This is a genomic window from Amphritea sp. (assembly GCF_016744155.1).
Classification (GTDB): domain Bacteria; phylum Pseudomonadota; class Gammaproteobacteria; order Pseudomonadales; family Balneatricaceae; genus Amphritea.
On sequence record NZ_JADGEW010000012.1, the window covers coordinates 18,389 to 43,241 of the forward strand.

The following is a 24,853-nucleotide window of genomic DNA, read 5'->3' on the forward strand; positions in this document are numbered from 1 at the left end:
AAGCCCGACTACTTAATGGATTGTGTTTTCTACAACCGGTCTTCCGCGCGGGCGCGAAGGTACTTGAACAGCTTTCTTGATGCGGCCGGCGGCTTATCAAGACTGGCTTCTTTTTTTGCGTTTCTAAGTAGCTGACGCAGGTGTTGGATATCGGCACCCGGATCGTCATCCAGATAAGCCTGAAGATCGCTATTGTCACCCAGAATCAGACGGTCTCGCCAGCGCTCCAGTTTATGGAATATCTGCATGTGGGCTTGTTTGCCAGCCTCAAAACGTTCTATTGCTGCTTGAATAGCATCAGCATCTTCCGCTTGCATTAACCGGCCAATGTACTGCATCTGTCGTCTGGTTGCTTCAGAGCGAGGCTTAAGGCGTTGAGCTTCTTCTACAGCCTGGCGGAGCATGTCGCCCAAAGGTACTTTAGCCAGCTGTTCTTTGTTCAGCTCTGGCAGTCTGGCACCCAGGGCTTGTAGCTTGTCCATATCCCGCTTACGCTGGCTTTTTGACACAAAGTCTTCATCGAATTCGTTGTCGTCGGGTTGGAAATTGTCATTCTGACTCATATAGATCTCTTTTGTAGTCTGGAAACGCTAGCTATAGAAAAAGGTAGCCAGACCAAGGAACGCAAAAAAACCAACTACATCAGTAATTGTAGTCAATAAAACACTGCCAGCCAGCGCGGGGTCTATGCCCCAGGATTTAAGGATGATTGGCAGTAAAGTACCCGCAAGCGCAGCGGCAAACAGGTTGATAATAATAGCACAGGCGATGATGATGCCGAGGGTTATATCCTGAAACCAGAGTGTCGAAATTACCGCGATCACCAGAGCCCAGAGTATTCCGTTGAGTGACCCGACTATTATCTCACGGTTAAGCAGCCAGCCAGCATTGGAACGCTCAACATGGCCCAGTGCCTGACCGCGAATCATCAATGTTAACACTTGGCTGCCAGCAATGCCGCCCATACTGGCAACAATTGGCATCAGTACTGCTAAAGCGACTACTTTACCAATGGTTTCTTCAAAAATGCCGATGACAGCGGAAGCGAGGAAGGCTGTAATCAGGTTGATGCCCAGCCAAACAGCTCTACGACGGGTGGTTTTCATTATCGGAGCGAAGGTGTCTTCATCCTCATCCAGACCTGCCATGCTCATCAGTGAGTGATCGGCATCTTCCCGAATTACATCTACTACGTCATCAATGGTAATACGTCCGAGTAGTTGGTTTTTTTCATCGACTACGGGGGCTGATACCAGATCTTCCTGCTCGAACAATAGGGCAACTTTGGTATCTTCCATCGTTGCAGCGATTGGCGGTTTGTCTGTTACCATCATCTCCCGGACAGTGCTGCTAGGATCGCTTACGAGCATACGGGTCAAGGGGAGGCTGCCGATATAGCTACCCTTTCGGCTGACAACAAAAAGGCTGTCGGTCATTTCAGGCAGTTCATCGTGCCGACGAAGGTATCGCAGCGCTGCTTCAACGGTGATATCCGGACGAATGGTGATAGTGTCCGTATTCATCAGACCACCGGCAGTGTCTTCTGGATAGGAGAGTACTTTCTCAACCCGTTCCCGGTTTTGGTGATCCATTGAGCGCAGCAGTTCGTGCATCACCGTTTCTGGTAACTGCTGCATCATATCTGCAAGGTCGTCTGTTTCGAGCGCTTCGGAGATCGCCAGCACCTCTGCGGTCTCCATTTGGCTGAGTATCTCAGCCTGTACATCATCACCCAGATCTTGAAGTACTTCCGCCTCAATATCTTTATGAATCATGCTCCAGAGCAGCTTTCGCTCCTTAGGCGGTGACTTTTCAATCAGGTGAGCGACTTCTGAGGGGCGAAGCGTTTTATTCAGGGTATAACGGATCTGTCTGAAAGCGCCCTCTTCGAGAGCTGTATTCAGCTTATCTAGTTCGCTCTCGGTTGTGTTGGCGTTCATGGCCGGACCCCGGTCAGACAGATGACAGACATGTGTAGTATACCGGTTTGTTAAATTTCACCGGTAATTACTTTCTGTGGGGCATTATAGCGGATTGTTTTTAAAGGAATAAGACGTGCTGGCTATTCTTCTTCATCAAAGCGGTTATTTATCAGTAGTTCGATAGCATTAAGTGCTTGTTGCTCATCGTCGCCAGTGGCAGAAATAGTAAGTTCTGTGCCTTTACTTGCTGCAAGCATCATCACCGACATAATACTTTTGCCATCCACTTGTCGGCCATCTTTGGTGAGCTGAATGTCGGATGAAAAGGAACTAGTCACATTAATTAGCTTGGCTGCAGCTCGGGCGTGCAGGCCTAACTTGTTAATAATAGTGATCTGTTTTTCAAACATATGTTAATACCCCTAATCAGTTCAGTTCACGGTGACGTATCTGGACATTATCCATAGTTGTCTGAAAATGGCTAGCCAGGCGTTCGCTGATGAATACGGAGCGGTGCTGGCCACCGGTACAGCCGATGCCTACGGTGATATAGCTGCGATTATTTTGTTCGAAACGAGGTAGCCACTTTTCCAGATAGCAGGTGATGTCCTCTAGCATTTCTCTGACATCGGGCTGCTGTTCCAGGAAGTTAATGACGCCTTCCTCCTGCCCGGTTAACCCCCGGAGTTCGGGTAACCAGTATGGGTTTGGTAAACAGCGGACGTCAAAAGTGAAGTCGACATCCAAAGGTACTCCATGTTTGTAGCCGAAGGACTCAAATTGCAGAGAGAGCTCTTGCTCTTGGCGCTTTGCGACTCTTAGTTTGATGCTGTCCCGCAATTCATAGAGTGATAGGCGGGTAGTATCAATACGTATGGTCGCGAGATCGGCAACCGGTGTCAGGAGTACTTTTTCGTAGTTAATTGCTTCCTGAAGTCCCTGATTGTCATCCGATAGCGGGTGCTTTCTGCGGGTGGCGCTGTAGCGCTGAAGCAGGATAGTTTCTGAGCTGTCGAGATAGAGCACTTCACAATCGAGTCGGTCGGTTTCTCGCAGCTGAGTATATATCTCAGGAAATAGTTTGAGGTTGCTGTGCTGGTTGCGTGCATCAATGCTGACAGCTAACTGATCGGGGTGATCAGGGTCGCTAAGGATCTGTTTAACAAGTCCCGGCAGCAGAGGTGCTGGCAGGTTATCAATACAGTAAAATCCAACATCCTCAAGGGCCTGCAAGGCGGTGGATTTTCCGGAGCCAGAACGGCCACTGATGATAATTAGCTTCATTGGCGTTAGCCCTGCTTGAACTCAGTCACAGCGGTATAAAGGCTTTCGCATGAACTGGCACTGCGAAGTCTGTTTCTGAATTCGGGCTGACTGAAGAGTTCAGCAAGATTGCCTAACGTCTGCAAGTGCTGATCGCAGGCTTCAGATGGAACCAGTAAGACAAATAGTAAATCAACCGGCTTGCTATCAACTGAGTCGAAGTCAATTGGCTCCTTTAGTTGAATAAGCAGCGCGGTGGCTTGTTCGCATTCATCGAGTCGGCTATGGGGGATAGCAATGCCATCACCAATGCCGGTGCTGCCCAGTCTTTCACGGTTTATAAGACCGGTAAAGATGGTTTCAGCGTCAAGCTCTGGGTGTAGCTCAGCAATATGCTCGCTGGCAATTTCAAGGATACGTTTTTTACTACCCCCCTCCAAAGCACAGAGTACTCCGGAGGGCGCCAATAGTTCTGAGATTAGCATAGCGTTTTACTTACTTGTGAGTTCGTGTCTTTTCTTTATGTTTGATGATCTGGCGGTCTAGTTTGTCGATCAGACCGTCGATAGCAGCATACATATCTTCTTGTACATCAGAGGCAAAGAGCTGGCCGCCGGCAACGTGTACATCTCCTTCAGCTTTCTGGCGGGTTTTCTCTACGCTTAAAGTTACCTGTGCATTGGTGATGTTGTCGAAGTGACGCTCCAGTTTCTCAAACTTGCTCTGAACATATTCATTCAGGGAATCAGTCAGTTCAACGTGGTGACCGGTGATATTGATCTGCATGGTAATCTCCTAGTGTTTTTGTGCCGGGATAATGCCCGGATCCTATGGATATTAAGTTATTAAACCAGACGCTTACGTTCATTAGAAGGCGGAATGTTAAGCGACTCTCGGTATTTTGCAATAGTTCTGCGAGCAACATTGATGCCTTGCTCTTCCAGTAGCTGGGCAATCTTGTTATCGCTTAAAGGTTTGACCGGACTTTCAGCGGCAACCAATTTTTTGATCAGAGCACGGATCGCGGTAGAAGAGCAGGTGCCTCCGTTGACGGTGGTGACATGACTGGAGAAAAAATACTTCAGTTCAAAAATGCCTCTCGGAGTATGCATGAACTTCTGGGTGGTGACCCGTGATATGGTTGATTCATGCATCTCTACCGCTTCAGCAATATCATGAAGAACCATCGGCCTCATCGCTTCGTCGCCATGATCCAGAAAGCCTTCCTGGCGGCTGACGATCTCGCGGGTGACTTTCATTAGTGTATCGTTGCGGCTTAATAGGCTTTTAATAAACCAGCGGGCTTCCTGAAGGTGGTTTTTCAGATAAGTATTATCTGGACTGCTGTCAGCGCGTCGAATAAGACCTGCATAGCTGTCATTGACCCGTAATTTTGGCGCAACTTCCGGGTTTAGCTGAACCTGCCAGACGTCCTTCTCTTTATAAACCAGAACGTCTGGGATGACATACTCTGATTGGGAGCTGGTAATCGAAGAGCCAGGTTTAGGGTTAAGGGTTTGAATCAGGTTAATTGCTTGTAGCAACTGCGGTTCACGGATCCGGGCTTTACGCATCAGCTGCTTATAATCGTGATTACCCAGTAAGTGAATATACTGGGAGACAATCTTTAGAGCCTCTGTCCGATATTCAGTGTCTTCAGGTAGTTGTTGAAGCTGAATTGCCAGGCATTCACTCAGGTTGCGGCCGGCTACGCCAGGGGGGTCGAACTGCTGTACGCGGCGAAGCACGGCTTCGATTTCATCCAGTTCGATGCTGTTGAGCTGTTCTTCTTTCTGAACCTGGAAGTGTTCGAGAATGGACGCCAGTTCAATAGTCAGATAGCCATCAACATTGATGCCGTCAATAATATTGGTAGCGATCAGCTGATCGACGTCACTCATCGGGGTGAGATTGAGTTGCCAGTATAGATGGTCCTGCAACGTTTCATCGGCAGTGTCATTTGATTCCATCTCCATGTCTGAAAAATCATGGGAGGATGATGACGAAGAAGACACGGTCTGGTAGGTGTCTTCCCAGCTGCTGTCGGTAGAAAGTTCCTCGGGGATATTCTCGCTCCAGTCACTATCAGCCGCCTGAATCTCTTCTGATTCGGCTGTATTGCTGGCTGCTGTTTCCGCAACGGGCTGTTCGCTTTGAGAAGACTCCTGTGTAGGTGCTGTTTCAGAGCTGAGCTCATCCTCATTCACCTCTAGCATTGGGTTAGACTCCAGAGCCTCCTGGATCTCCTGCTGCAGGTCAAGCGTGGATAACTGCAGTAAGCGTATCGCTTGCTGCAGTTGGGGTGTCATGGTCAGATGCTGACCAATTTTAAGTTGTAACGCTTGTTTCATAAGTGTCGCTTAATACCGGTTACAAACGGAATTGTTCGCCTAAATAGGCTTCTTTTACCTGTTGGTTGGCAAGTATATCTTCTGGCGATCCTTCGGCAAGAATATAGCCTTCACTGACAATGTAAGCCTGTTCGCAGATGTCCAGTGTTTCGCGAACATTGTGATCGGTTATTAGTACTCCAATCCCTTTGTTTTGCAAATGTTTCACTGTTTGTTTTATGTCGCTGACAGAGATTGGATCTACTCCAGCGAAAGGCTCATCTAACAGGATGAAGGTTGGCTCTGTTGCCAGGGCTCTGGCTATCTCGACTCGTCGTCTTTCGCCCCCAGATAAACTCATTCCCAGACTATTGCTCAGATGAGTAATATGAAACTCTTCTAATAGCTCATCCAGTTTCAACTTTCTTTCACTGCGGTTGAGTTCTTTGCGGGTTTCTAATATCGCCATCAGGTTGTCATGAACGCTGAGCTTTCGAAAAATAGACGCTTCCTGAGGTAGGTAGCCTATTCCTTTGCGAGCCCTTCCATGCATAGGTTCCTGGGTTAGATCCTGGTGATCAATTCTTATACGTCCCTGATCAGCATCGACCAGTCCGACAATCATATAGAAACAGGTGGTTTTGCCTGCTCCATTTGGCCCTAGTAGGCCAACAATTTGTCCGCTTTCTATTGAGATGGAAACGTCTTTTACAACAGCGCGACCTTTGTAGCTCTTTGCCAGATTCTGTGCTTCAAGTCGACTCATTGGCTGTTTGATTCTCCGGCGGATGGTTTGGTAGCTGCTTCAGCTTCTGGCGAAGGTGTTACTTTGGGTTGAATAATCATCTGTACCCGTTCACCTTTAGAGCTGTTGTCGCCAAATGCGTTAACCGTACTTTTCTTCATGTCGTAGACAATCCGGTTGCCACTGAAACTATCGGTGCCTTGCGAAACTTTTGCTTGTCCCGTTATTTCCAGTTCTTTCGTGCGGATATTGTAATCAAGAATCTTTCCGTATGCATGGGTTATCTCCTTGTCGGCAGCAGGACGTTGTTGAAACTGTGCCAGGCTGCCTTTTGCGATGATAGAAGTTACCGCTTTTTTGGTTTGTCGGAGCTCAAGAGACTTTCCTGTTATTTTCATACTACCCTGAGTCAATATAACATCGCCACTGTAAATGGTGATGCCTGTCTTGTCATTCCGGGTAGCGCTGTCGGCGGTTATATGTATTGCCTGATGGGCGTCTTCCGGAAGAGCCTGAACCAGCGAAGGCAGACATAGTAGAAAAGCACAGAGGCTTTTCCTTACAGGGTTAATTAGCATTATGCACTCCGGTTACATCAGATAGCAGTTTAAGAATGCCACTGTCGGTGTCTATTGTCATGCCAACACTGGTGGTTGTGCTGGTACTGTTCGTAATGGTGATTTTGTTATCTGTTTTTACCAGGCTCTGCTGTGGATAAAACATCAATGATTCAGTGCGTAAAATGTTGGCCTGGGTTAGATCGGGATTGTCTTGCAATAGGACCTCACCGGTTAAGGTGACGAAATCATTGTTATCACGGATTATGCCGTTAAGACTGCTTGCTTTATGGCTTGGAAGATTATCAGCATAGAGCTGGAGCTCAGGGTTTGTTACAAGGATTTGTTGTTGTGCTGGCTGATGTTCCAGTTGACTGGAGCTGAGTTGCTGCTTCAGTTGGCCAGTATTGTCATAGTCTCTGATCCGGCCGTTGATAATATAGTAATCGGACAGCTGGTAAGCGGGGTTAGGCTCCTGCTTAATTCGGTTCGGACGACGCTCTTCATCCATGCCAAGATAGATAACGGCGGGAATTAGAATCGCTGCGGCAGCAGCAAGTCGGGCTCGGCCGGTCAGCATTTACAGATACTCTCCGTACAGTGCTTCCAGTTTTCCTTGTGCAGCAAGAATAGTTTCACAAAACTCACGGCCCGCACCATTGCCCGCCGTGCGGCCGGTGCACCAGTCTGCATGTTGGGCAACAAATTGATGACCCCCGCTTACGGTCGCGCCAAATGCCACTGCGCGAATAGCAGCAAGGTCAGGCAGGTCATCGCCGATATAAGCTGTTTGAGCAGCATTGAAGTGGGTGTCTTGCCACAGTTCTTTGAGGGCGGTGAGCTTATCTTCACGCCCTTGGTACAGGTAATCTATACCCAGAGCTTTTGCTCTGCGTTCTACCTGGGGGGAGCTACGGCCAGTAATTATGGCAGTTTTTATTCCGCTTTGAGCCAATAATTTGATACCTAGTCCGTCCAGGGTGTTGAAGTTTTTTACTTCAGAGCCATCAGCCAGGAAGTTCAGTTTGCCGTCGGTAAGAACGCCGTCTACATCGAAGACAGCAAGCTTTACCTGCTGTAGTTTATCGATCAGTTGTTCGCTGAGTGTTGAGTGCATTAGATAACCCCTGCCTTAAGCATGTCATGCATGTTCAGTGCACCAACGGGTCGTTGCAGATCATCTAGAACAATTAATGCATTGATCTGTTTTTCCTGCATAATTTGCAGTGCTTCAGCGGCAAGAATTTCACTGCTAACCGTAGTGCAGCTAGTGGTCATAACTTCGGTAATCAGAGTGTTCTTCATATCGATTTCATGATCTAGAGTCCGGCGCAGGTCGCCGTCAGTGAATATCCCTTGCAGAATACCTGCGTCGTTGACGACGGTTGTCATACCCAGTCGCTTCAGGGTCACTTCCATTAATGCTTCATTGAGTTTGGTGGAATCGCTGACCTTGGGAATGTCATTTCCGCTGTGCATAATGTCAGATACTTTGAGTAACAGTCGCCGCCCCAGGCTACCGCCGGGATGAGAGAACGCAAAGTCTTCAGCGCTGAAGCCGCGAGCTTCCAGTAGTGCAATCGCCAGCGCATCACCTATCACCAGGGTTGCAGTGGTGCTGGACGTAGGAGCTAAGCCTAAGGGACAAGCTTCTTCGCTGATGGTGACGTTCAGATTGGCGTCCGCGCTACGGGATAGAGTGGAGTCTGGATTTCCCGTGATGCTGATGAGTGGCGCTTTCATGCGCTTGATCAGTGGCAGTATTGATAGTACTTCGCTGGTCTCGCCAGAGTTGGATAACGCGATGACAATATCATTTGGTGTGAACATTCCCAGGTCGCCATGACTGGCTTCGCCTGGGTGTACAAAAAAAGAGGGGGTGCCGGTGGAAGCGAGAGTTGCAGCAATTTTGTTGCCGATATGACCGCTTTTACCCATGCCAGTGACTATTACCCGGCCTTTGCATTCCAGAGCCAGCATGCAGGCTTTTTCAAAATTAGAATCCAGGTGGGTAAGAAGATCATTAACCGCATCCCGCTCCATCAAAATTGTACGTTTAGCTGATGCTAAAAAATCCAGTTCTTTGTTCATAGCTCTATATTCACAGCTCGTTATTCAGGGAGAGAGTTGCCGTCTGTTAAATCAAACACTCATATTGTATAGCAGTGCCAGATAGCCTGCATAGACCGCCAGTAGTATTCCACCTTCCATGCGTGAGATATTTGGCGGCTTTTGGAAGAGTGCAAGCAGCGCTAATAACAAGGTTAGCCCGAGTGTCATCCCGTAGTCACGTAATAGTACGATCGACTCCAGCTCTATTGGCATCAAAAGACCGGGCACCGCCATGACTGCCGCTATGTTAAAAATATTGGAGCCTACGATGTTGCCTAAGGCGATATCGGTATGACCTTTCAGCGCACTGGCAACTGATGCCGCGAGTTCTGGCAGACTAGTGCCTATAGCTACGATGGTCAGACCGATAATAAGTTCACTCACGCCAAGAGTTGTTGCTATCTCTGTTGCGCCCCAGACCAGTAGCCGGGAACTACCCGCTAGCAGTAAAAGGCCGGTAATAAGCCAGAAAAAGGCCCACGAAGTGGGTAACTCAGGAAGTTCTTCCTCTTCATCTGCGATGTCTTCATCACTGGCATTACGCTGGAATCGGGTAAATAGGAACAGACAGGCTATCAGTGAAAGGATGAGAATGATGGAGTCAATTCGTCCAAGATAAAGGTCATAGAGGACGCCACCGGCAAGCAATGTTATCGCTAGCAGCAAGGGTATCTCTTGTTTCAATACTTTTGAACGTACAGGCAGCGGGGCGACCAGTGCAGTTATTCCCAGCACCAGCCCTATGTTCGCTATATTTGATCCCAGGGCGTTACCTACCGCGAGACTTCCTGCACCGGCGGTAGAGGCCATAATTGCAACCAGAATTTCCGGTGCAGAGGTGCCAAAAGACACCACGGTTAGTCCGATAAGCATGGGGGACATGCCAAAGTTTTTGGCGGTGCTCGCCGCACCGATTACGAAACGGTCTGCACTCCAGACCAAAATAATGAAACCAACTAAAAGGGCAATAATAGGGTATAGCATCAGGTTATTTATTCAGCTGTGGTTAAAACGGAGGCCTATTTAATGAATTATACGGAATTTGTGCAAGAGGTTGCTGCAGTTGATACTGAAATTATTCAAGTTTAGCGGCAAGAGTGTTATAGTCGTCCCGCGTTTTCTGATGGAATTACGGCGGTTTTGGGTCGATTAAAGTTCACCTCTCCGGCATCAATTTATATTTGTAAGCAGTATCAACGATACTGCTTCGTAGCCCTTATGTGGTCTAGCTTGAGTCATCGTTATTATGGATTTTTTTGACGATATTATTATTGATATCAAACAGCTGAATTTTAGCCGGGGAGGGCGCTACATCTATAAAGATGTAGATATACGTATTCCCCGGGGTAAAGTAACAGCGATTATGGGGCCCAGTGGTACAGGTAAAACTACACTGCTCAGATTGATTGGCGGCCAATTGAAGCCAGATTCTGGTTCTATTTTACTGGATGGTGATGATATTCCCCGCCTCGGACGCTCCGAACTATTTGATGTCCGTGAAAAAATGGGCATGTTGTTTCAGAGCGGTGCTCTATTTACCGATATGACCGTTTTTGAAAATGTAGCTTTTCCCATTAGGGTGCATACCCAGCTGCCTGAGGATATGGTTAGAGATGTTGTGCTGATGAAGCTCCAGGCGGTAGGTTTACGCGGAGCCGCGCAGCTTATGCCAAGCGAGCTATCAGGTGGTATGTCTCGAAGAGTTGCTTTGGCCCGGGCAATAGCGCTTGCCCCTGCTTTGGTTATGTATGATGAACCGTTTACCGGCCAGGACCCTATCGCGATGGGCGTGCTGGTTAATTTGATTCAGAAGCTTAACCAGGCTCTGGGGCATACCAGTATTATTGTCTCCCACGATATTAAGGAAACCCTGAGTATCGCTGATTATGTCTACATAATTGCTGATTCAGGAGTGATTGCGCAGGGGACTCCTGACCAGTTGCAACAGGTGGATTCGGAACAGGTCCGGCAGTTTATGCTGGGATTACCAGATGGGCCCGTTCCATTCCATTTCCCTGCTGCTGATATTGCTACAGAACTGATGGAGGGGTGTTGATGCAGCCAGTATTAGACAGCATTGCTCTATTGGGGCGCTCTGGATTGGATAAAGTCGCAGCTATTGGTCGATCCGGTATGATTTTAGCTCATGCTATTGTTGCTCGGCCCGATCCGGTTCAATCGTTTCCGCTATTGATTCGTCAGCTCTATTCCGTCGGCGTACAGTCGATGGTTATTATTATTGTTTCCGGGCTTTTTATAGGGATGGTTCTGGCGCTTCAGGGTTATACCCTTCTGGTGGATTACGGAACGGAGCAAGCGGTTGGGCAGATGGTGGCTCTGAGTCTGGTCCGAGAATTGGCTCCGGTCGTTGCTGCATTGCTATTTGCAGGTAGAGCTGGTTCGGCTTTAACGGCTGAAATCGGCCTAATGAAGACAACTGAGCAGCTGTCCAGTATGGAGATGATCGGTGTAGATCCTCTACGTAGAATTATTGCTCCGCGTTTCTGGGCAGGTTTTATTAGTTTGCCTATTCTTACTATGATATTCAGTGCTGTTGGTATCTGGGGAGGAATGTTAGTCGGGGTTGAATGGCTGGGGATTTATGAAGGATCCTTCTGGGCTAATATGCAAAACTCAGTTGATTTCTTTGATGATGTGGTAAATGGCCTGATTAAAGCACAGGTCTTTGGTTTGGTTGTGACATGGGTAGCAGTGTTTCAGGGATATGATTCAATACCCACCTCTGAGGGGATTAGTCAGGCAACAACTAAAACAGTTGTCTATTCATCTCTGGCTATACTGGGACTCGATTTTATTATGACAGCACTGATGTTTGGAGATTTTTGAATCATGCGTATTCGTGGAGTTGAGCTGGGTGTTGGTGTCTTTATGTTGGTGGGCGCTATATCGCTGGCGGTATTGGCTTTCAATGTCAGCGGGCTGGGGCTATCAAAGCAGGAAGGCTCATATAAAGTCTATGCTTTGTTTGAGAATGTAGGCGGGCTGACTGCGCGCTCAAAAGTATCTATGTCTGGAGTGACCATTGGGCAGGTGAGTGATATTCATATTGATCCTGAAAGGTTAATGGCTGTCGTTGAAATTGAGATGAATGGCGATGTGGATTACCTGACAGTGGATAGTTCAGCATCTATCCTGACAGCAGGGCTGTTGGGGGAAAAGTATATTGGTATCACCACAGGTGCGGATGATGAGGTGCTCAAAGAGGGGGGGTATATTGAAGATACTCAATCCTCCCTGGTGCTGGAAGAGTTGATCGGCAAGTTTCTCTTCAATAAAGCTTCAGAATGATTATTTGTAGAACTGGTTTGTTAGGAAATGGAATTGATTAAAATGAGTTATTTGAACCGCTGTTTGGCTGCGTTGGCCATGTTTTTTGTTGCCTTTACTGCAAACGCTTCCTGGGATGAGGCGCAAGGGGTTGTAGAGCAAGCTTCAGCTAGCATGATGACTGTGCTGGAAAATGAAGCCTTGAAGCAGCCGGAGCAGGAAGAGCCGCTAATTAATGAGATCGAAGCTATTCTTAATCCTGTAGTGGATTTTGATTATGTCTCTAAGCGAGTTATGGGCAAGTATTTCCGCCGTGTAAACGAACAGCAGCAGCAGGTTTTTTCTGGCGTATTTAAAGATACCATGGTGCGTACTTTTGCTAAGTCCCTGGTTGGTTTTGATATCGTGCGTTATGAAATGGCTCCGCAAGGTAGGCCGAGCCCTAATGCAGATAAGCAGATAGTTAGTGTTTACATTTATTCTTCTCTGGGACAGCAATATACGCTTGTGTATTACATGCTGAAACAGACGGACGGCTGGAAATTGGTAAATGTTCTGGTGGATGGAATTAATCTACGGTTGAATTTTAAAAATCAGTTTTCAGATATGGTTTCCCGTAGCAATGGAGACGTCAAACAGGTTATTTCAGACTGGAAGATTGCCATAGCTAATAACAGTAGTAAGGATAGCTGATGGCCGCTAAGGTTGAAATTGATGGTAGCTCTGCTTTGCTGTCCGGCGATCTGGTATTCAGTACGGTTTTATCGGTCAGGGAACAGCTTGAGTCTGCTGTGGATAGGGCAGAGCAGCAGTTTGTTGTCGACTTTGGTTCAGTTTCTCGGGTGGATAGTTCAGCGGTGTCGCTCTGGTTATGTTTGCAGCGCCGCTCCCATGGCCGGAAGCTGGAGTTGAAGGCTCAGAATGTTCCTGCTGAACTTGGCTCTATTGCCCGATTAGCCGGGCTGGAGTCTTTATTGAGCTAGCCGGGCTGAGTGCTACTCAGGCTAGCTGTTTCTCTACAGATATCGCCTTTTGTCATATTTTCGGCTATTATTGCCGACCTAATATTCCCCCCAAATTTTCATCGGAATCATGCATGCAAATCGAAGACGTAAAACGAATTCTGGAAGAGAAACTGGAAGGTTGTGAAGTATTCCCTGAGGGTGAAGGATGTAACTTTCAGGTGACAGTAGTCGGCGATCTTTTTGAAGGTCAGCGTCCGGTAAAGAAGCAGCAGATGGTTTATGCCTGCCTGGCTGATCAGATTGCTGATGGCAGTATTCATGCTCTGACTATCAAAACCTTTACTCGTGCCCAATGGGCAGAACAGAACTGAAGCGCATAGAGACCTTATTCCATGGATAAACTGATTATTACAGGTGGAACTCGCCTGGACGGTGATGTACGCATTTCCGGTGCGAAGAACTCTGCGCTGCCGATTCTGGCGGCAACTCTGCTTGCCGATGAGCCGGTAACTATCAGTAATCTGCCGCATCTGCAGGATATCACGACCATGCTCGAACTGCTGCGGCAGATGGGTGTTGATCTCACCGTAGATGAAAAGCTGAATGTGGAGATTGATGCCCGTACTCTGACATCGACGGTCGCGCCATACGACCTAGTTAAGACTATGCGCGCCTCTATTTTGGTATTGGGACCTTTGTTAGCGCATTTTGGTCATGCAGAAGTATCACTGCCCGGTGGTTGTGCTATTGGTAGTCGCCCGGTTGATCTTCATCTTAAAGGCCTGGAGGCACTGGGTGCCGAGATCACAGTTGAGGAAGGCTTTATTCGTGCCACCTCTGATGGTCGCCTTAAAGGTGGTCGGGTGTTCTTCGATATTGTCACGGTTACCGGTACTGAAAACATCCTCATGGCAGCAGCCTTGGCTGAAGGTCAGTCCATTATCGAGAATGCGGCAAGAGAACCGGAGATTGTCGATCTTGCCGAGTTCCTGATTGCGATGGGAGCAGATATTAGCGGGCATGGTACTGATACCATTACGGTTAATGGTGTTGCTTCGCTGAAGAGTTGCTCATTCCCTGTTATTGCCGATCGAATAGAGACAGGTACCTATCTGGTAGCTGCTGCAGCGACACGGGGTAAGGTTAAGGTTAAAAATACTCGCCCAGATATCCTTGATGCAGTACTTCAGAAGCTGGAAGAAGCCGGTGCTGAAATTGACAGCGGCGATGACTGGATCAGTTTGGATATGAAAGGCAAGCGGCCTAAGGCTGTGAGTATCACTACGGCCCCTTATCCGGCATTTCCTACCGATATGCAGGCCCAATTTGCGGCCTTGAATATTGTTGCTGAAGGTATGGGTGTGATTAAAGAGACGGTTTTTGAAAACCGCTTCATGCATATGCAGGAAATGCAGCGCATGGGGGCTAAAATCACCATAGATGGCAATACAGCGATCACTGAGGGGCGCGAAGAGCTTCACGGTGCTCCGGTTATGGCCACCGATCTACGTGCTTCTGCTAGCTTGGTTATTGCGGCTATGGTAGCAACCGGAGATACGGTTATTGACCGTATCTACCATATTGACCGCGGCTACGAGTGTATTGAAGAAAAGCTCCAGTTACTTGGCGCTAAAATACGGCGTGTTCCGGGGTAACCGGAGTCAGCTGGATACAGCTTTTTGGTATATATAGGCATAGACTAAGCGTCTGACCAGATTCATTAAATTGGCAACGAAACAGCAAATATGAAACAGAACCTGACTATAGCGCTTTCTAAAGGGCGTATTCTGAAAGATACGCTGCCTCTATTGGAGGCAGCTAACATTATTCCTGCAGAAGATATTTTCAGCAGTCGTAAGCTGATTTTCGATACCAATCACGACAATATTAAGCTAGTTGTTATCCGTGCTACCGATGTGCCGACTTACGTTGAGAATGGCGGTGCTGATATGGGTGTTGCCGGTAAGGATGTATTGCTTGAGTACGGTGCTAAAGGCCTGTACGAACCGTTGGATCTGGATATCGCTAAGTGCCGATTGATGGTGGCGGGCATGAAAGGTGCCGCTGATGTTCAGGGGCGGATGAAGGTAGCTACTAAATTTGTCAATGTGACCAAGGCGTACTTTGCCCGTCAGGGGCGCCAAGTAGACATTATAAAGCTCTATGGAGCGATGGAGTTGGCGCCTATTATGGGGTTGGCTGATCGTATTGTAGATATTGTTGATACTGGAAATACATTACTGGCTAATGGCTTAGAGCCCTTAGAAGATATCTGCTATGTCAGTTCTCGTATGGTTGTAGGTAAAGCTGCAATGAAGATGAAGCACCGACAGATACAGCCTATTCTTGAATTATTGACGGCGGCCGTTGAAGCCCGAAAAGAAGAAGCGTTAATGGAGAAGGCTGAATAAAAATGGCCAAACCAGAGATTTTAAGATTAGACAGTCAGCAGTCTGATTTCAGTGAGCAGCTGGATAAGCTACTGGCGTGGGAATCGGTTTCCAACAAAGAGGTCAATCTAGTTGTTGGTGAGATCCTTGAGCGGGTTAAGGCTGAAGGTGATCAGGCGGTGGTTGAGTATACCAACCGTTTTGATCGTCTCAGTGTCGGCTCGATGAAGGAGCTTGAGTTTTCCCAGGAGGATATGCAACAGGCTCTTGAAAACCTTCCTGCGGATCAGCATAAGGCGTTAACTGTCGCCGCTCAACGTGTACGTGATTACCATGAGCGGCAGAAAGGTGAGTCCTGGCAATATCAGGAAGCTGATGGCACTTTATTAGGTCAGAAAGTAACCCCGATGGAAAAAGCGGGGCTCTATGTGCCCGGTGGAAAGGCTTCTTATCCCTCTTCCGTACTGATGAATGCTATTCCTGCCCACGTGGCGGGGGTAGAAGAGTTGATTATGGTTGTACCGACGCCGGATGGTGAGGTAAATCAGTTAGTTCTGGCGGCAGCGGCACTGGCTGGTGTTAGTCGTGCTTTTGCCATTGGTGGTGCTCAAGCCGTTGCTGCTTTGGCGTATGGTACGGAGACTATTCCTAAGGTCGATAAAATTGTTGGTCCGGGTAATATCTTCGTTGCCACCGCGAAACGTGCTGTATACGGTACGGTTGGCATAGACATGATTGCCGGCCCTTCTGAAATTTTGGTGATATGCGACGGTCATACCGATCCCGACTGGATCGCTATGGATCTGTTTTCTCAGGCAGAACATGATGAAGATGCTCAGTCTATTCTGATCAGTACCGATGCTGAGTTTCTGAATAAGGTTAGCGCTAGCATCGATAAGCTGCTCCCCACTATGGAGCGGGAAGCTATTATCACCCGCTCGTTGGCGGATCGTGCTGCTTTGATTAAAGTGACCGACCTTGAAGAAGCCGCATTGGTGAATAACCGGATTGCTCCAGAGCATCTTGAACTATCTGTAGAGGATCCCCAGGCTCTGCTGCCTCTGATTAAGCACGCGGGGGCTATTTTCATGGGGCGCTATACCGCTGAAGCGCTTGGTGATTACTGTGCCGGGCCGAACCATGTGTTGCCAACTTCTGGTACTGCAAGATTCTCTTCACCATTAGGCGTATATGATTTCCAGAAGCGATCTTCACTGATTATGTTTTCTGAGGATGGGGCTTCTGAGATGGGTAAAGTGGCTTCTGTTCTGGCGAGAGGTGAAAGCTTGACGGCTCACGCACGTTCTGCAGAATATCGTATTAAGGACTGAATAGTCGGATGAAAAAAAGCCTCGCGAACGCGAGGCTTTTTTGTTTTAGTGAGCCTGCTGCTTGCGAATATCAGCCTTCACTTCCGGTAGCATCACTTTCTGTTGGTTTGTCGGTAGGGCTTTCAGCGGAGCCTTCAGAGTTAGTGATGCCGCTAGCAGGGCGTTCAGCAACAGTTAGCGTGAGTTCCAGAATCTCGCCGTTACGCCATACTTTCAAAGGGAGTGATGTGCCCGGTAGCATTCGGGCTACGCTGTACATTGAGTTGTGACTGTTGATGATTTTCTTGCCGTCGATTTTTAACAGGATGTCACCGGGTAGCAGTCCCCCCTTATGAGCAGGGCCGTCCCGGAATACTCCGGCAATAATTAGCCCCTTGGTGTCTTCCAGACCGAAAGATTCCGCCAGTTCAGGTGTTATTTCCTGGGCTTCAACTCCGACCCATCCCCGAATGACGCGCCCGTGTTCAATCAGGTCCTGCATCACTTGTTTTGCCTGATTCGATGGGATGGCGAAGCCGATTCCCTGTGAACCACCAGAGCGTGAAAAGATTGCCGTATTTATACCGATCAGATTGCCAGCAGCGTTGATCAGTGCGCCACCTGAATTGCCGGGATTGATGGCTGCATCCGTTTGGATAAAGTCTTCATAGGTATTCAAACCGAGCTTGTTACGGCCGGTTGCGCTGATGATGCCCATAGTTACAGTCTGGCCGACGCCGAATGGATTGCCGATCGCCAGTGCAACATCGCCCACCCGGAGATTAGCAGATGAGCTAATGGTAATGCCTGGGAGGTTGGGAAGGGTTATTTTTAATACGGCAAGATCGGTGTCAGGGTCACTACCGACTACTGATGCGGTAGCTTCTCGGCCATCTTTGAGGGCTACAACGATACTGTCGGCACCGGATATAACATGGTTATTTGTGGCGATATAGCCTTCCGGACTAAGAATTACACCGGAACCAAGACTAGATTGAACTCGCTCTTTATTACGATTCTTATCGTAATGATTTTGAATATTGGGGTCGTTGTAGAGCGGTTTGTTACTGTTAGGTACAACTGTGCGGGTATAGATGTTCACCACGCTCGGGGCGGCATGTTCTACAGCGTCAGCATAGGAGAAAGGCCCTTGACCACGTCCCTGAGAGTATTCAGCCTGGTTTATCTGTAGTGAGCTTGTCTGGGGTGCAAACATATCCGGCAGATAGATTAGTAGCGCTATCGCCGCCAAAATCCCTGAAAGAATAGGCCAGACCAGAAAAGCAAAGCGTTGAATCACGTAATAAGCCTTTATAAACAGTGGTAAAGTTATACAGCTGTCATAGAATTATACGGATTATCCGGTGACTTTGGGAATTTAAAGAAAAGATTATGGCCGTATTACTAAAACAACTGATCAATTACTGTAACACTCTGTTAGCGCCTGATAAATTTCGGGATTATTGTCCCAATGGATTACAGGTAGAGGGTTGCCCTGAAGTCAGCCGGATTATCTCAGGAGTTACTGCCAGTCAGGCATTGCTGGACAGAGCGGTAGAGTTGGAAGCTGATTTGGTTCTGGTTCATCACGGATATTTTTGGAAAGGTGAAGCCGAGGCTATTACTGGAATGAAAAAGCGTCGACTGCAAATCCTTCTGAATCATGATATAAGCCTGGTCGCTTATCATCTACCCTTAGATGGTCACCCTCTGTTGGGAAATAATGCACAACTTGCTGAAAAGTTAGGGCTACAGGTTTGTGGAGGGCTTGAACCAGAAAATCCTTTAAGTATCGGGTTAGCTGGTCGTCTGAATAGCCCGTTAAGTGCGGATGAGTTCAGTCAACAGATTGCGGCCACGCTGGGGCGCGAGGTGATGCATATCGAGGGGGGGCCAGAGCGAATAGAGACTGTCGGCTGGTGTACCGGTGCTGCACAGGGGTATATAGAAAAAGCGGCGGCTTTAGGGCTTGATGCGTTTATATCCGGTGAAATTTCTGAACCTACGGTTCATTGCGCGCGCGAATTGGGGATTCACTATTTTGCAGCAGGGCATCACGCTACAGAGAGGTATGGTGTTCAAGCGGTGGGAGAGCATCTGGCGGAAAAATTTGAGCTGGAGCATCAATTCGTCGATATTGATAACCCGGTTTAATGAGAAAGGCTAACTTAATATTTAAGTAATAAAAAAACCGGCTAATGGCCGGTTTTTTTACTGGATGATCTAAGTCTGTCAGGCAGACTGCTTCTCGTCGCCATCACGAAGGCTGTTGCCAGGAACGTGATCTTTTAGCAGGGTTGGAATCTCTTCTTCCTCGTTATCTTCCTGCTCCTTTTTTAAGCCGAATTTTTCAGACAAGGTTCCTTCCTGATCAGGGCTCTTTGGCGCATAGTCACGTGGTGGCTCAATGATTTCTGGCTCTTCTGGCTCTTCAGGTTTAGCTGTAACCTCATCGGTAATCGTTGGTATCTGTTCTTCCTGCTCGCTGTCTGTCAGTTCAGCTATCTTAGGTTGGGTGTCATTGGCCAGCTGAGCCGGAGAGTGTTCACCTTTGCATAAACTTTCTGAACCTTGGGCCAGATGCTGGTGTACCTCTCTATAACTTTCTGTCAGGTTGTTTACTAGTGCTGCGGTTTTTTCGAAGTGGCCGTTAACCTCCTCTTTATATACGCTGAGCTCCTGTTGGGCTTCATTCAACTGGTCGACAAGCTTTTGCTGGCCAGAGCTGTCGCCGGAGCGTCCCATCAGATAACCGATCAAAGCTCCGGCTGCCAGGGCAACGATACCAATAATCCAGACGCTATTCTCTTCCACAGTAACTCCTTAAATCATTCTTATATACTGCAGAAGAATACCGTAATTGCACGCCGAAGCCTACGTTAATTTAGGTGAAATGTTATTCATGATTAAGCAGGTTTTTCTGCTTTCCACTGTTGTGCCTGATCTGTTTTCTCAGCCAGGTAATGGACCTGCTCTGCAAAAATTGAACAGGCGAGTTCCGGGTTATGTTGTTGCAGTGCTGTGAGCAACCGTTGGTGTTGATCAATGATGACAGAGCGTTCCCGAAAGCGAAACGTCACCATGTTACTGACAGGTTGCAGCGCTTCAATGACACTGCGCATTATAAAACTGAGTAGGGGGTTGCCCGATGCTTCAGCGATTAGGCGGTGGAAGCGAACATCTGAAGCACAAAATTGTTCTGGTGAAAGATTATCATCTTGCTGCTGAGTCAGCTCTTGCTCTAGCTGGTCAAGTTGTTTACTGCTGATGTTTTTTGCGGCCAGCTGCAGACAGTCTGTTCCCAGAAGTAAGCGGGTTTGATTGATGTCTTCCATTGAAAAGGCATCCATACCGACCAATAAGGTAGTGGTGCTGGTGAGTGCGTCACTCAGGTCTGAAGCGGAGGGGCGGTTGATAAACGTGCCCCCGGTAGGGCCGCGACGGGAGCGAATCAGATTTTGAGCGGCTAGTCTTTTGAGTGCCTCACGGATAGTCGGGCGAGAAACCTGATAGCGCTGCGCTAGTTCTTCTTCTGTTGGCAGGCGGTCATCCGCTTTCAGAGAGCCATCCATAATTGCCTGACGAATCTGGTGGGCGATCTGGCTCGAAAGGCTGCGTTGAGCAACGGGTTCTATTTCTAAACTCACGGAAATTCTCCTACAGTGGTAATTGGATTATTTCATATAAACGACTAATTGTTAATTTGTAATACAAATTAACTTGGTGTAAATTGCATAAATGTTAATTTGTAAGACAAATAGTTTTTCAAGCTATTTACAGATGAAGAGGGTCAATGATAATCGTCTGGTTTATAGCTTGTGACATGTTGCTGAAGAAAAACGTAAAGTGAGGTGATATATGTTTAATGCCCTGGTACTGGAGCAAGAAGAAGGCAAAACCCTAGCTGCAATAAAACAGTTAGATCTGAGTGATCTACCTGATGAAGATGTATTGGTTGAAGTTTCCTATTCCTCCCTTAACTATAAAGACGGACTAGCGGTTACCGGCACAGGAAAGATTGTCCACAGTTTCCCTATGGTGCCAGGCATCGATCTGGCAGGCGTAGTCAAAGAGTCTCGTGATCCTGCTTTTCAGCCGGGTGATCAGGTTATCATGACCGGTTGGAGTGTTGGTGAGCGCTATTGGGGTGGGTATAGTCAGTATGCACGGCTGAAGCCGGAATGGCTGGTTAAAATGCCGCAGGGTATGGATGCTGCTAAAGCGATGACTATCGGTACTGCAGGTCTGACAGCAATGCTTTGTGTGATGGCGTTGGAAGACGGAGGTATTACGCCGGATAGTGGCACGGTTGTAGTCACCGGTGCTGCTGGAGGCGTGGGTAGTGTTGCCGTAGCGATACTAAGTAAACTGGGATATACCGTGGCGGGGGTTACCGGACGTGAGTCAACTCATGACTATCTGCGTGGTCTGGGTGCTACTGAGTTGCTGTCTCGGGAAGAGATGGCGGAGAAAGCGCGGCCTTTGGAAAAACAGCGTTGGGCGGGTGCTATTGATACCGTAGGTGATGCTATATTGGCCCGGGTATTGGCTGAAATGGATTATCGAGGCACTGTGGCGGCCTGTGGTTTGGCGGGTGGTTATAAACTACCCACTACTGTCATGCCGTTTATTCTGCGTAATGTTCGTTTGCAAGGGGTGGATTCGGTGATGTGTCCGATCGATATCCGCACAGAGGCCTGGAATCGCCTGCTGTCCGATCTGCCTGCTAAAGCGCTTGGTGAAATTTCTAATGTTGTCGGGTTATCTGAACTGCCACAAGCCGCAGCTGATATCGTGGACGGAAAAATTCAGGGCCGCACCCTGGTTGATCCCAACAAGTGAGAACGCCGCCTCGTGGTTTGCTAAACGTCACTGTGTGACTTGCGAGTAGCGAGATGAAAAGTTGTTTGATAAAGCAAAAAGGAGACTTTAATGGTCTCCTTTTTTTGTTTTAGTAACTAGGTATTATGGTGGAGTTATATTGATCCCTTCAGCCTGAAACAGTTCTTCCAGTTCCCGGTAGCCTTCAAGTTCTGTTAGCAGTCGGCCTTTTTCATGTTTAGCTATTTTAAGCCAGTTTTTACCTTCGATAGCGCCTACTATGGCGTAGAGAAAATTAAGGCTGGGTGGAGTGCTGCACTCGTTTTTGAGCCGGATATAAGCTCTGATTGCTCCAATCTCCCGTAACTCGTCGGGAGTATGAATACCTACCTCTATCAGCCAGCTTTCAGATTTTGGCCCTAACCCCTGCATCTCTCGTAATTTTGTCATTTAGAAATACTGGTCATCTGCAAATTAGAAAGATCATTGTCGAGCAACGAGCAACGAGCAACGAGCAACGAGCAACGAGCAACGAGCAACGAGCAACGAGCAACGAGCAACGAGCAACGAGCAACGAGATAAACTATCCAAACTGCCCATCAGCCCGGGGCTTCAAGAGAATCGGAGTGTAGGGAATCAGAAACAGTCCCCAGGCCAGAATCCAGAGCCCACCTGAAAGATGAATCGCCATCGTATATAGCTCAGGAATCATCGGCAGAAAGGTTCGGATTACTCCCGCAGCAACCATTAAGGCGAAAGCTACTATGGTTATTTTTGCCAGTTTTAGTGGTCGGGCAGTATGCCCTAGCGATACTCGAGCCATCATGCCGATAGTCATAGAGCCAATGGCGCCAGCGGCAAACGCATGGGTGGCAAGGTAGGGGGATACCATGGCAAACCCACTCAGGGCGTCGAGCATGAAGCCTAAGGGTATAAAGAGGTAGGCAAGATGAAGTATCCAGATAAGAGGGTTGCGGAACATACGGGCTTTAAACCAGCCTGCCAGGCGAATGAAGTGAACCATAGCGTTTACACCCGCAAGTACACTGCTGAGTAGGTGTAATTGGAACAGGTCGCATATTAGCCAGCCTGCTGCCAATGGGATTATTGATTTTTCTATCCAACTGAATCGCTTCGCTTCAAATGCCATGGCACGTTCGGTAAAGAATGGGATCACCCGCCCCCCCATGACGCACATCATGACTACAATTAGTCCCAGTTCAAGCTGCATCCCTTTTGCAAGGGTAGATTCGGTGAAGCCTAACAGTTGCAAATGGGTTAGTAGGTTGGCGATTGTCATGGCAATCAGAATGACAGTAAAGATAAGGTTACGATGATTGCCTGAACGGATAATTGGCAGGCTGATGGCAAGGGCCACCAACGGTAAAAATGCCAGATCGACAGCGGCTATAACCGATGAAGGAATTGGGGTAATGAATTCAGCGATAACGGGCAGTAGGCGGGCGCTTAACCAGATTAAAAACAGTCCGGCCAGAGTCTTACCATAAGGTGTTTGGATAGAGGTCCAGTTACGTACGGCAGTCATCAGAAAGCCGACGATGACCGCAACGGCATAGCCAAATAACATTTCGTGACCATGCCACAACTGACTCAGTTGATAGTAGTTGTAAGTTAGCTGGCCCTTACCCAATAGCGCCAACCAGTGGACCATTAGCAGCAGACCAGTTACAGCGGCAAAGAGAAAGAAAGGGCGAAAGGCCAGATTAAATAGAGCAAAACCACTGCTCTGATTGGGTTCTTGAATCTGCATTAAATTTTACACCTTAGATATTCAATCATATATACAGCAATGGAGGCGTTTTCCCCTTCTGAATAGAGTAAAATTACCGCTTTATATACTCTATTACTCAGGTTCTGCTGTTCATTATGCGGTTGAAGTTACGCTTTTTTAAGTTGTTTGTATGCCATTTGCTGGTAATTTTTTCGCCGGTTGAAGCGGGTATTAGTGTGTCAGATAATCTCGACCGGGTGATTGATATTGCTCAACCGGCGCGTCGGATCGTTGCTCTGGCTCCGCATATTACCGAAAATTTATTTGTGATTGGTGCGGGTTCTTTTGTAGTAGGGGTTGCCAGTCATAGTGATTACCCTCCTGAGGCAGCAAGTCTGCCGGTTGTAGGTGACTCTCAAGGTTTTAATTTAGAAGCTATTATTGAGTTACAGCCGGATCTGGTAGTTGCTTGGCCGGGAGGTAATCCTCAACTTCCGTTGCAGCGACTGGAACAGATGGGGATACCGGTGTATTACTCCGATCCGCATGACTTCAGCGATATTCCTTTTAACTTGCGTGCGCTGGGAAAACTGATTCGACTCCCCCTTGCTGAGCAGCAAGCGTCTCTATTTGAGGCGCGTTTGCAAGGGGTGCAGCAACGTTTCAATCAAAGTGCAAAAGTGAGGGTGTTTTATCAGCTATGGAATCAGCCACTGATGACCATCAATAACACGCAGATGGTTGATCGGGTGATCAGTCTTTGTGGTGGTGTTAATCTGTTTGCTGAGCATAAAGAGGTGATTCCCCGGCTGGGCGTTGAGTCGGTTCTGCTGACCAATCCACAGATTATTCTAACCGGCGAGAATGTGCCTGAAGGCTGGGAGCAACAGTGGTTGAATTGGCCAACGCTGGCGGCTAGCCGCGATGGTCAGTTATATCGTCTTAACGAAGATTTGCTATATCGTCCGACGATGCGAATTCTGGACGGTGCAGAGCAGATGTGTAAACTGATACAGCAAGCCAGAGAAGTGATTGCAAAATAAGCCTATGGCGTCGGTTTTAGTGTCGGAGAGTGTAAGCGTCTACTCAGTCAGACCTTTAAAGAACGATTTTGTTTTATTGGCGGCGTCTTTCGTTGCATCCCATGCGGTTTCTGCGCCAGACTGAGTACTGCAGGCAGCGCGGGCGGCAACGCACTTTGATTTACAGCCAGTTGCTGCTGCATCATCTGTTACATGCTTCACTTCACATTTGGTTTCACACCAGGTTTGTTCATCGGCGCAATCAGCCTGTGCTAGCGGTGATAACAGGGTTGCTGTCAGTGCTAGGGTCAGTGGGGCAATTAAACGCAACATATCTACATCTCTCTTTATTTATTAAAGGCCAGCTTATCCAAATATGAGCTTTTGTATAGACTG

Annotated in this window: 31 protein-coding genes; 12 read left to right on the top strand and 19 right to left on the bottom strand. The window is 47.9% G+C overall.

Going from position 1 to position 24,853, the window contains the following annotated elements:
* Positions 1-29: 29 nt before the first annotated feature.
* The 13 genes from yjgA to QZZ54_RS10785 all read right to left on the bottom strand — a co-directional run bounded on the left by yjgA (position 30) and on the right by QZZ54_RS10785 (position 9,913).
* Positions 30-563 carry a ribosome biogenesis factor YjgA gene (gene yjgA, locus QZZ54_RS10725; protein ID WP_290702585.1) on the bottom strand — a complete coding sequence of 178 codons (534 nt, stop codon included), beginning with the start codon at positions 561-563 and terminating at the stop codon, positions 30-32.
* Between the two features lie 27 nt (positions 564-590).
* A complete protein-coding gene (gene mgtE, locus QZZ54_RS10730; protein ID WP_290702586.1) occupies positions 591-1,940 on the bottom strand; it encodes a magnesium transporter in 1,350 nt (449 codons plus the stop codon).
* A 122-nt stretch (positions 1,941-2,062) separates the two neighbouring features.
* The gene (locus tag QZZ54_RS10735) at positions 2,063-2,332 is read right to left on the bottom strand and encodes an HPr family phosphocarrier protein (protein WP_290702589.1); all 270 of its coding nucleotides are present in this window, start codon (positions 2,330-2,332) and stop codon (positions 2,063-2,065) included.
* A gap of 16 nt (positions 2,333-2,348) precedes the next feature.
* A complete protein-coding gene (gene rapZ, locus QZZ54_RS10740) occupies positions 2,349-3,206 on the bottom strand; it encodes an RNase adapter RapZ (protein WP_290702590.1) in 858 nt (285 codons plus the stop codon).
* Between the two features lie 5 nt (positions 3,207-3,211).
* On the bottom strand, positions 3,212-3,670 hold the full coding sequence (gene ptsN, locus QZZ54_RS10745) for a PTS IIA-like nitrogen regulatory protein PtsN (protein WP_290702591.1): 459 nt from the start codon (positions 3,668-3,670) through the stop codon (positions 3,212-3,214).
* Positions 3,671-3,680: 10 nt separating this feature from the next.
* Positions 3,681-3,971 carry a ribosome-associated translation inhibitor RaiA gene (gene raiA / locus QZZ54_RS10750; RefSeq protein WP_019619902.1) on the bottom strand — a complete coding sequence of 97 codons (291 nt, stop codon included), beginning with the start codon at positions 3,969-3,971 and terminating at the stop codon, positions 3,681-3,683.
* Between the two features lie 59 nt (positions 3,972-4,030).
* A complete protein-coding gene (locus QZZ54_RS10755; RefSeq protein WP_290702593.1) occupies positions 4,031-5,536 on the bottom strand; it encodes an RNA polymerase factor sigma-54 in 1,506 nt (501 codons plus the stop codon).
* Between the two features lie 19 nt (positions 5,537-5,555).
* On the bottom strand, positions 5,556-6,281 hold the full coding sequence (gene lptB, locus QZZ54_RS10760) for an LPS export ABC transporter ATP-binding protein (RefSeq protein ID WP_290702595.1): 726 nt from the start codon (positions 6,279-6,281) through the stop codon (positions 5,556-5,558).
* Positions 6,278-6,838 (bottom strand): lipopolysaccharide transport periplasmic protein LptA, encoded by a 561-nt coding sequence (gene lptA / locus QZZ54_RS10765; RefSeq protein WP_290702597.1) that lies wholly within the window; start codon positions 6,836-6,838, stop codon positions 6,278-6,280. Before lptA ends, lptB begins: the two co-directional genes overlap by 4 nt.
* Positions 6,828-7,397 (bottom strand): LPS export ABC transporter periplasmic protein LptC, encoded by a 570-nt coding sequence (gene lptC, locus QZZ54_RS10770; RefSeq protein WP_290702600.1) that lies wholly within the window; start codon positions 7,395-7,397, stop codon positions 6,828-6,830. Before lptC ends, lptA begins: the two co-directional genes overlap by 11 nt.
* A complete protein-coding gene (locus QZZ54_RS10775; protein ID WP_290702602.1) occupies positions 7,398-7,934 on the bottom strand; it encodes an HAD family hydrolase in 537 nt (178 codons plus the stop codon).
* On the bottom strand, positions 7,934-8,908 hold the full coding sequence (locus tag QZZ54_RS10780) for a KpsF/GutQ family sugar-phosphate isomerase (protein ID WP_290702604.1): 975 nt from the start codon (positions 8,906-8,908) through the stop codon (positions 7,934-7,936). Before QZZ54_RS10780 ends, QZZ54_RS10775 begins: the two co-directional genes overlap by 1 nt.
* Before the next feature lie 51 nt (positions 8,909-8,959).
* On the bottom strand, positions 8,960-9,913 hold the full coding sequence (locus QZZ54_RS10785) for a calcium/sodium antiporter (protein ID WP_290702623.1): 954 nt from the start codon (positions 9,911-9,913) through the stop codon (positions 8,960-8,962).
* A gap of 262 nt (positions 9,914-10,175) precedes the next feature.
* Between QZZ54_RS10785 and QZZ54_RS10790 the strand changes: the two genes are divergently transcribed.
* The 9 genes from QZZ54_RS10790 (at position 10,176) to hisD (ending at position 16,903) form a co-directional block, all read left to right on the top strand.
* A complete protein-coding gene (locus QZZ54_RS10790) occupies positions 10,176-10,985 on the top strand; it encodes an ATP-binding cassette domain-containing protein (RefSeq protein ID WP_290702625.1) in 810 nt (269 codons plus the stop codon).
* The gene (gene mlaE / locus QZZ54_RS10795; protein ID WP_290702627.1) at positions 10,985-11,776 is read left to right on the top strand and encodes a lipid asymmetry maintenance ABC transporter permease subunit MlaE; all 792 of its coding nucleotides are present in this window, start codon (positions 10,985-10,987) and stop codon (positions 11,774-11,776) included. Before QZZ54_RS10790 ends, mlaE begins: the two co-directional genes overlap by 1 nt.
* Positions 11,777-11,779: 3 nt before the next feature.
* Positions 11,780-12,238: an outer membrane lipid asymmetry maintenance protein MlaD gene (gene mlaD / locus QZZ54_RS10800; RefSeq protein ID WP_290702629.1), complete on the top strand. Its 459-nt coding sequence runs from the start codon at positions 11,780-11,782 to the stop codon at positions 12,236-12,238.
* Between the two features lie 42 nt (positions 12,239-12,280).
* On the top strand, positions 12,281-12,910 hold the full coding sequence (locus QZZ54_RS10805) for a phospholipid-binding protein MlaC (protein WP_290702631.1): 630 nt from the start codon (positions 12,281-12,283) through the stop codon (positions 12,908-12,910).
* Positions 12,910-13,200 (top strand): STAS domain-containing protein, encoded by a 291-nt coding sequence (locus QZZ54_RS10810; protein WP_290702633.1) that lies wholly within the window; start codon positions 12,910-12,912, stop codon positions 13,198-13,200. The genes QZZ54_RS10805 and QZZ54_RS10810 overlap by 1 nt, the downstream gene beginning before the upstream one ends.
* A gap of 113 nt (positions 13,201-13,313) precedes the next feature.
* Positions 13,314-13,553, top strand: coding sequence for a BolA family protein (locus QZZ54_RS10815; protein ID WP_290702635.1), 240 nt, complete (start codon positions 13,314-13,316; stop codon positions 13,551-13,553).
* Positions 13,554-13,574: 21 nt separating this feature from the next.
* Entirely contained in the window at positions 13,575-14,837 is a 1,263-nt protein-coding gene (murA, locus tag QZZ54_RS10820) for a UDP-N-acetylglucosamine 1-carboxyvinyltransferase (RefSeq protein ID WP_290702637.1), read from the top strand.
* 90 nt (positions 14,838-14,927) lie between these two features.
* On the top strand, positions 14,928-15,593 hold the full coding sequence (gene hisG, locus QZZ54_RS10825; protein WP_290702639.1) for an ATP phosphoribosyltransferase: 666 nt from the start codon (positions 14,928-14,930) through the stop codon (positions 15,591-15,593).
* A gap of 2 nt (positions 15,594-15,595) precedes the next feature.
* On the top strand, positions 15,596-16,903 hold the full coding sequence (gene hisD / locus QZZ54_RS10830) for a histidinol dehydrogenase (RefSeq protein ID WP_290702641.1): 1,308 nt from the start codon (positions 15,596-15,598) through the stop codon (positions 16,901-16,903).
* Positions 16,904-16,973: 70 nt separating this feature from the next.
* Here hisD and QZZ54_RS10835 read toward each other — a convergent pair whose 3' ends face one another.
* Positions 16,974-18,179 carry a trypsin-like peptidase domain-containing protein gene (locus QZZ54_RS10835; RefSeq protein WP_290702778.1) on the bottom strand — a complete coding sequence of 402 codons (1,206 nt, stop codon included), beginning with the start codon at positions 18,177-18,179 and terminating at the stop codon, positions 16,974-16,976.
* A 95-nt stretch (positions 18,180-18,274) separates the two neighbouring features.
* Between QZZ54_RS10835 and QZZ54_RS10840 the strand changes: the two genes are divergently transcribed.
* Positions 18,275-19,036 carry a Nif3-like dinuclear metal center hexameric protein gene (locus tag QZZ54_RS10840; protein WP_290702643.1) on the top strand — a complete coding sequence of 254 codons (762 nt, stop codon included), beginning with the start codon at positions 18,275-18,277 and terminating at the stop codon, positions 19,034-19,036.
* Between the two features lie 78 nt (positions 19,037-19,114).
* On the opposite strand, the gene QZZ54_RS10845 is transcribed toward QZZ54_RS10840, so the two are convergent.
* Positions 19,115-19,696, bottom strand: coding sequence for a DUF1043 family protein (locus QZZ54_RS10845; RefSeq protein ID WP_290702645.1), 582 nt, complete (start codon positions 19,694-19,696; stop codon positions 19,115-19,117).
* 92 nt (positions 19,697-19,788) lie between these two features.
* Positions 19,789-20,529: a FadR/GntR family transcriptional regulator gene (locus QZZ54_RS10850; RefSeq protein WP_290702647.1), complete on the bottom strand. Its 741-nt coding sequence runs from the start codon at positions 20,527-20,529 to the stop codon at positions 19,789-19,791.
* Positions 20,530-20,740: 211 nt separating this feature from the next.
* Between QZZ54_RS10850 and QZZ54_RS10855 the strand changes: the two genes are divergently transcribed.
* A complete protein-coding gene (locus QZZ54_RS10855) occupies positions 20,741-21,724 on the top strand; it encodes an MDR family oxidoreductase (RefSeq protein ID WP_290702649.1) in 984 nt (327 codons plus the stop codon).
* A gap of 123 nt (positions 21,725-21,847) precedes the next feature.
* On the opposite strand, the gene QZZ54_RS10860 is transcribed toward QZZ54_RS10855, so the two are convergent.
* Both QZZ54_RS10860 and QZZ54_RS10865 read right to left on the bottom strand, forming a co-directional pair.
* Complete coding sequence (locus QZZ54_RS10860; RefSeq protein WP_290702652.1) at positions 21,848-22,153, bottom strand: TfoX/Sxy family protein; 306 nt, start codon at positions 22,151-22,153, stop codon at positions 21,848-21,850.
* 133 nt (positions 22,154-22,286) lie between these two features.
* Positions 22,287-23,474 (bottom strand): NnrS family protein, encoded by a 1,188-nt coding sequence (locus tag QZZ54_RS10865; RefSeq protein WP_290702654.1) that lies wholly within the window; start codon positions 23,472-23,474, stop codon positions 22,287-22,289.
* Between the two features lie 116 nt (positions 23,475-23,590).
* Here QZZ54_RS10865 and QZZ54_RS10870 point away from each other — a divergent pair, with 116 nt between their 5' ends.
* Complete coding sequence (locus tag QZZ54_RS10870; protein WP_290702656.1) at positions 23,591-24,478, top strand: cobalamin-binding protein; 888 nt, start codon at positions 23,591-23,593, stop codon at positions 24,476-24,478.
* Positions 24,479-24,517: 39 nt separating this feature from the next.
* On the opposite strand, the gene QZZ54_RS10875 is transcribed toward QZZ54_RS10870, so the two are convergent.
* A complete protein-coding gene (locus QZZ54_RS10875) occupies positions 24,518-24,790 on the bottom strand; it encodes a hypothetical protein (RefSeq protein WP_290702657.1) in 273 nt (90 codons plus the stop codon).
* Positions 24,791-24,853: the final 63 nt, after the last annotated feature.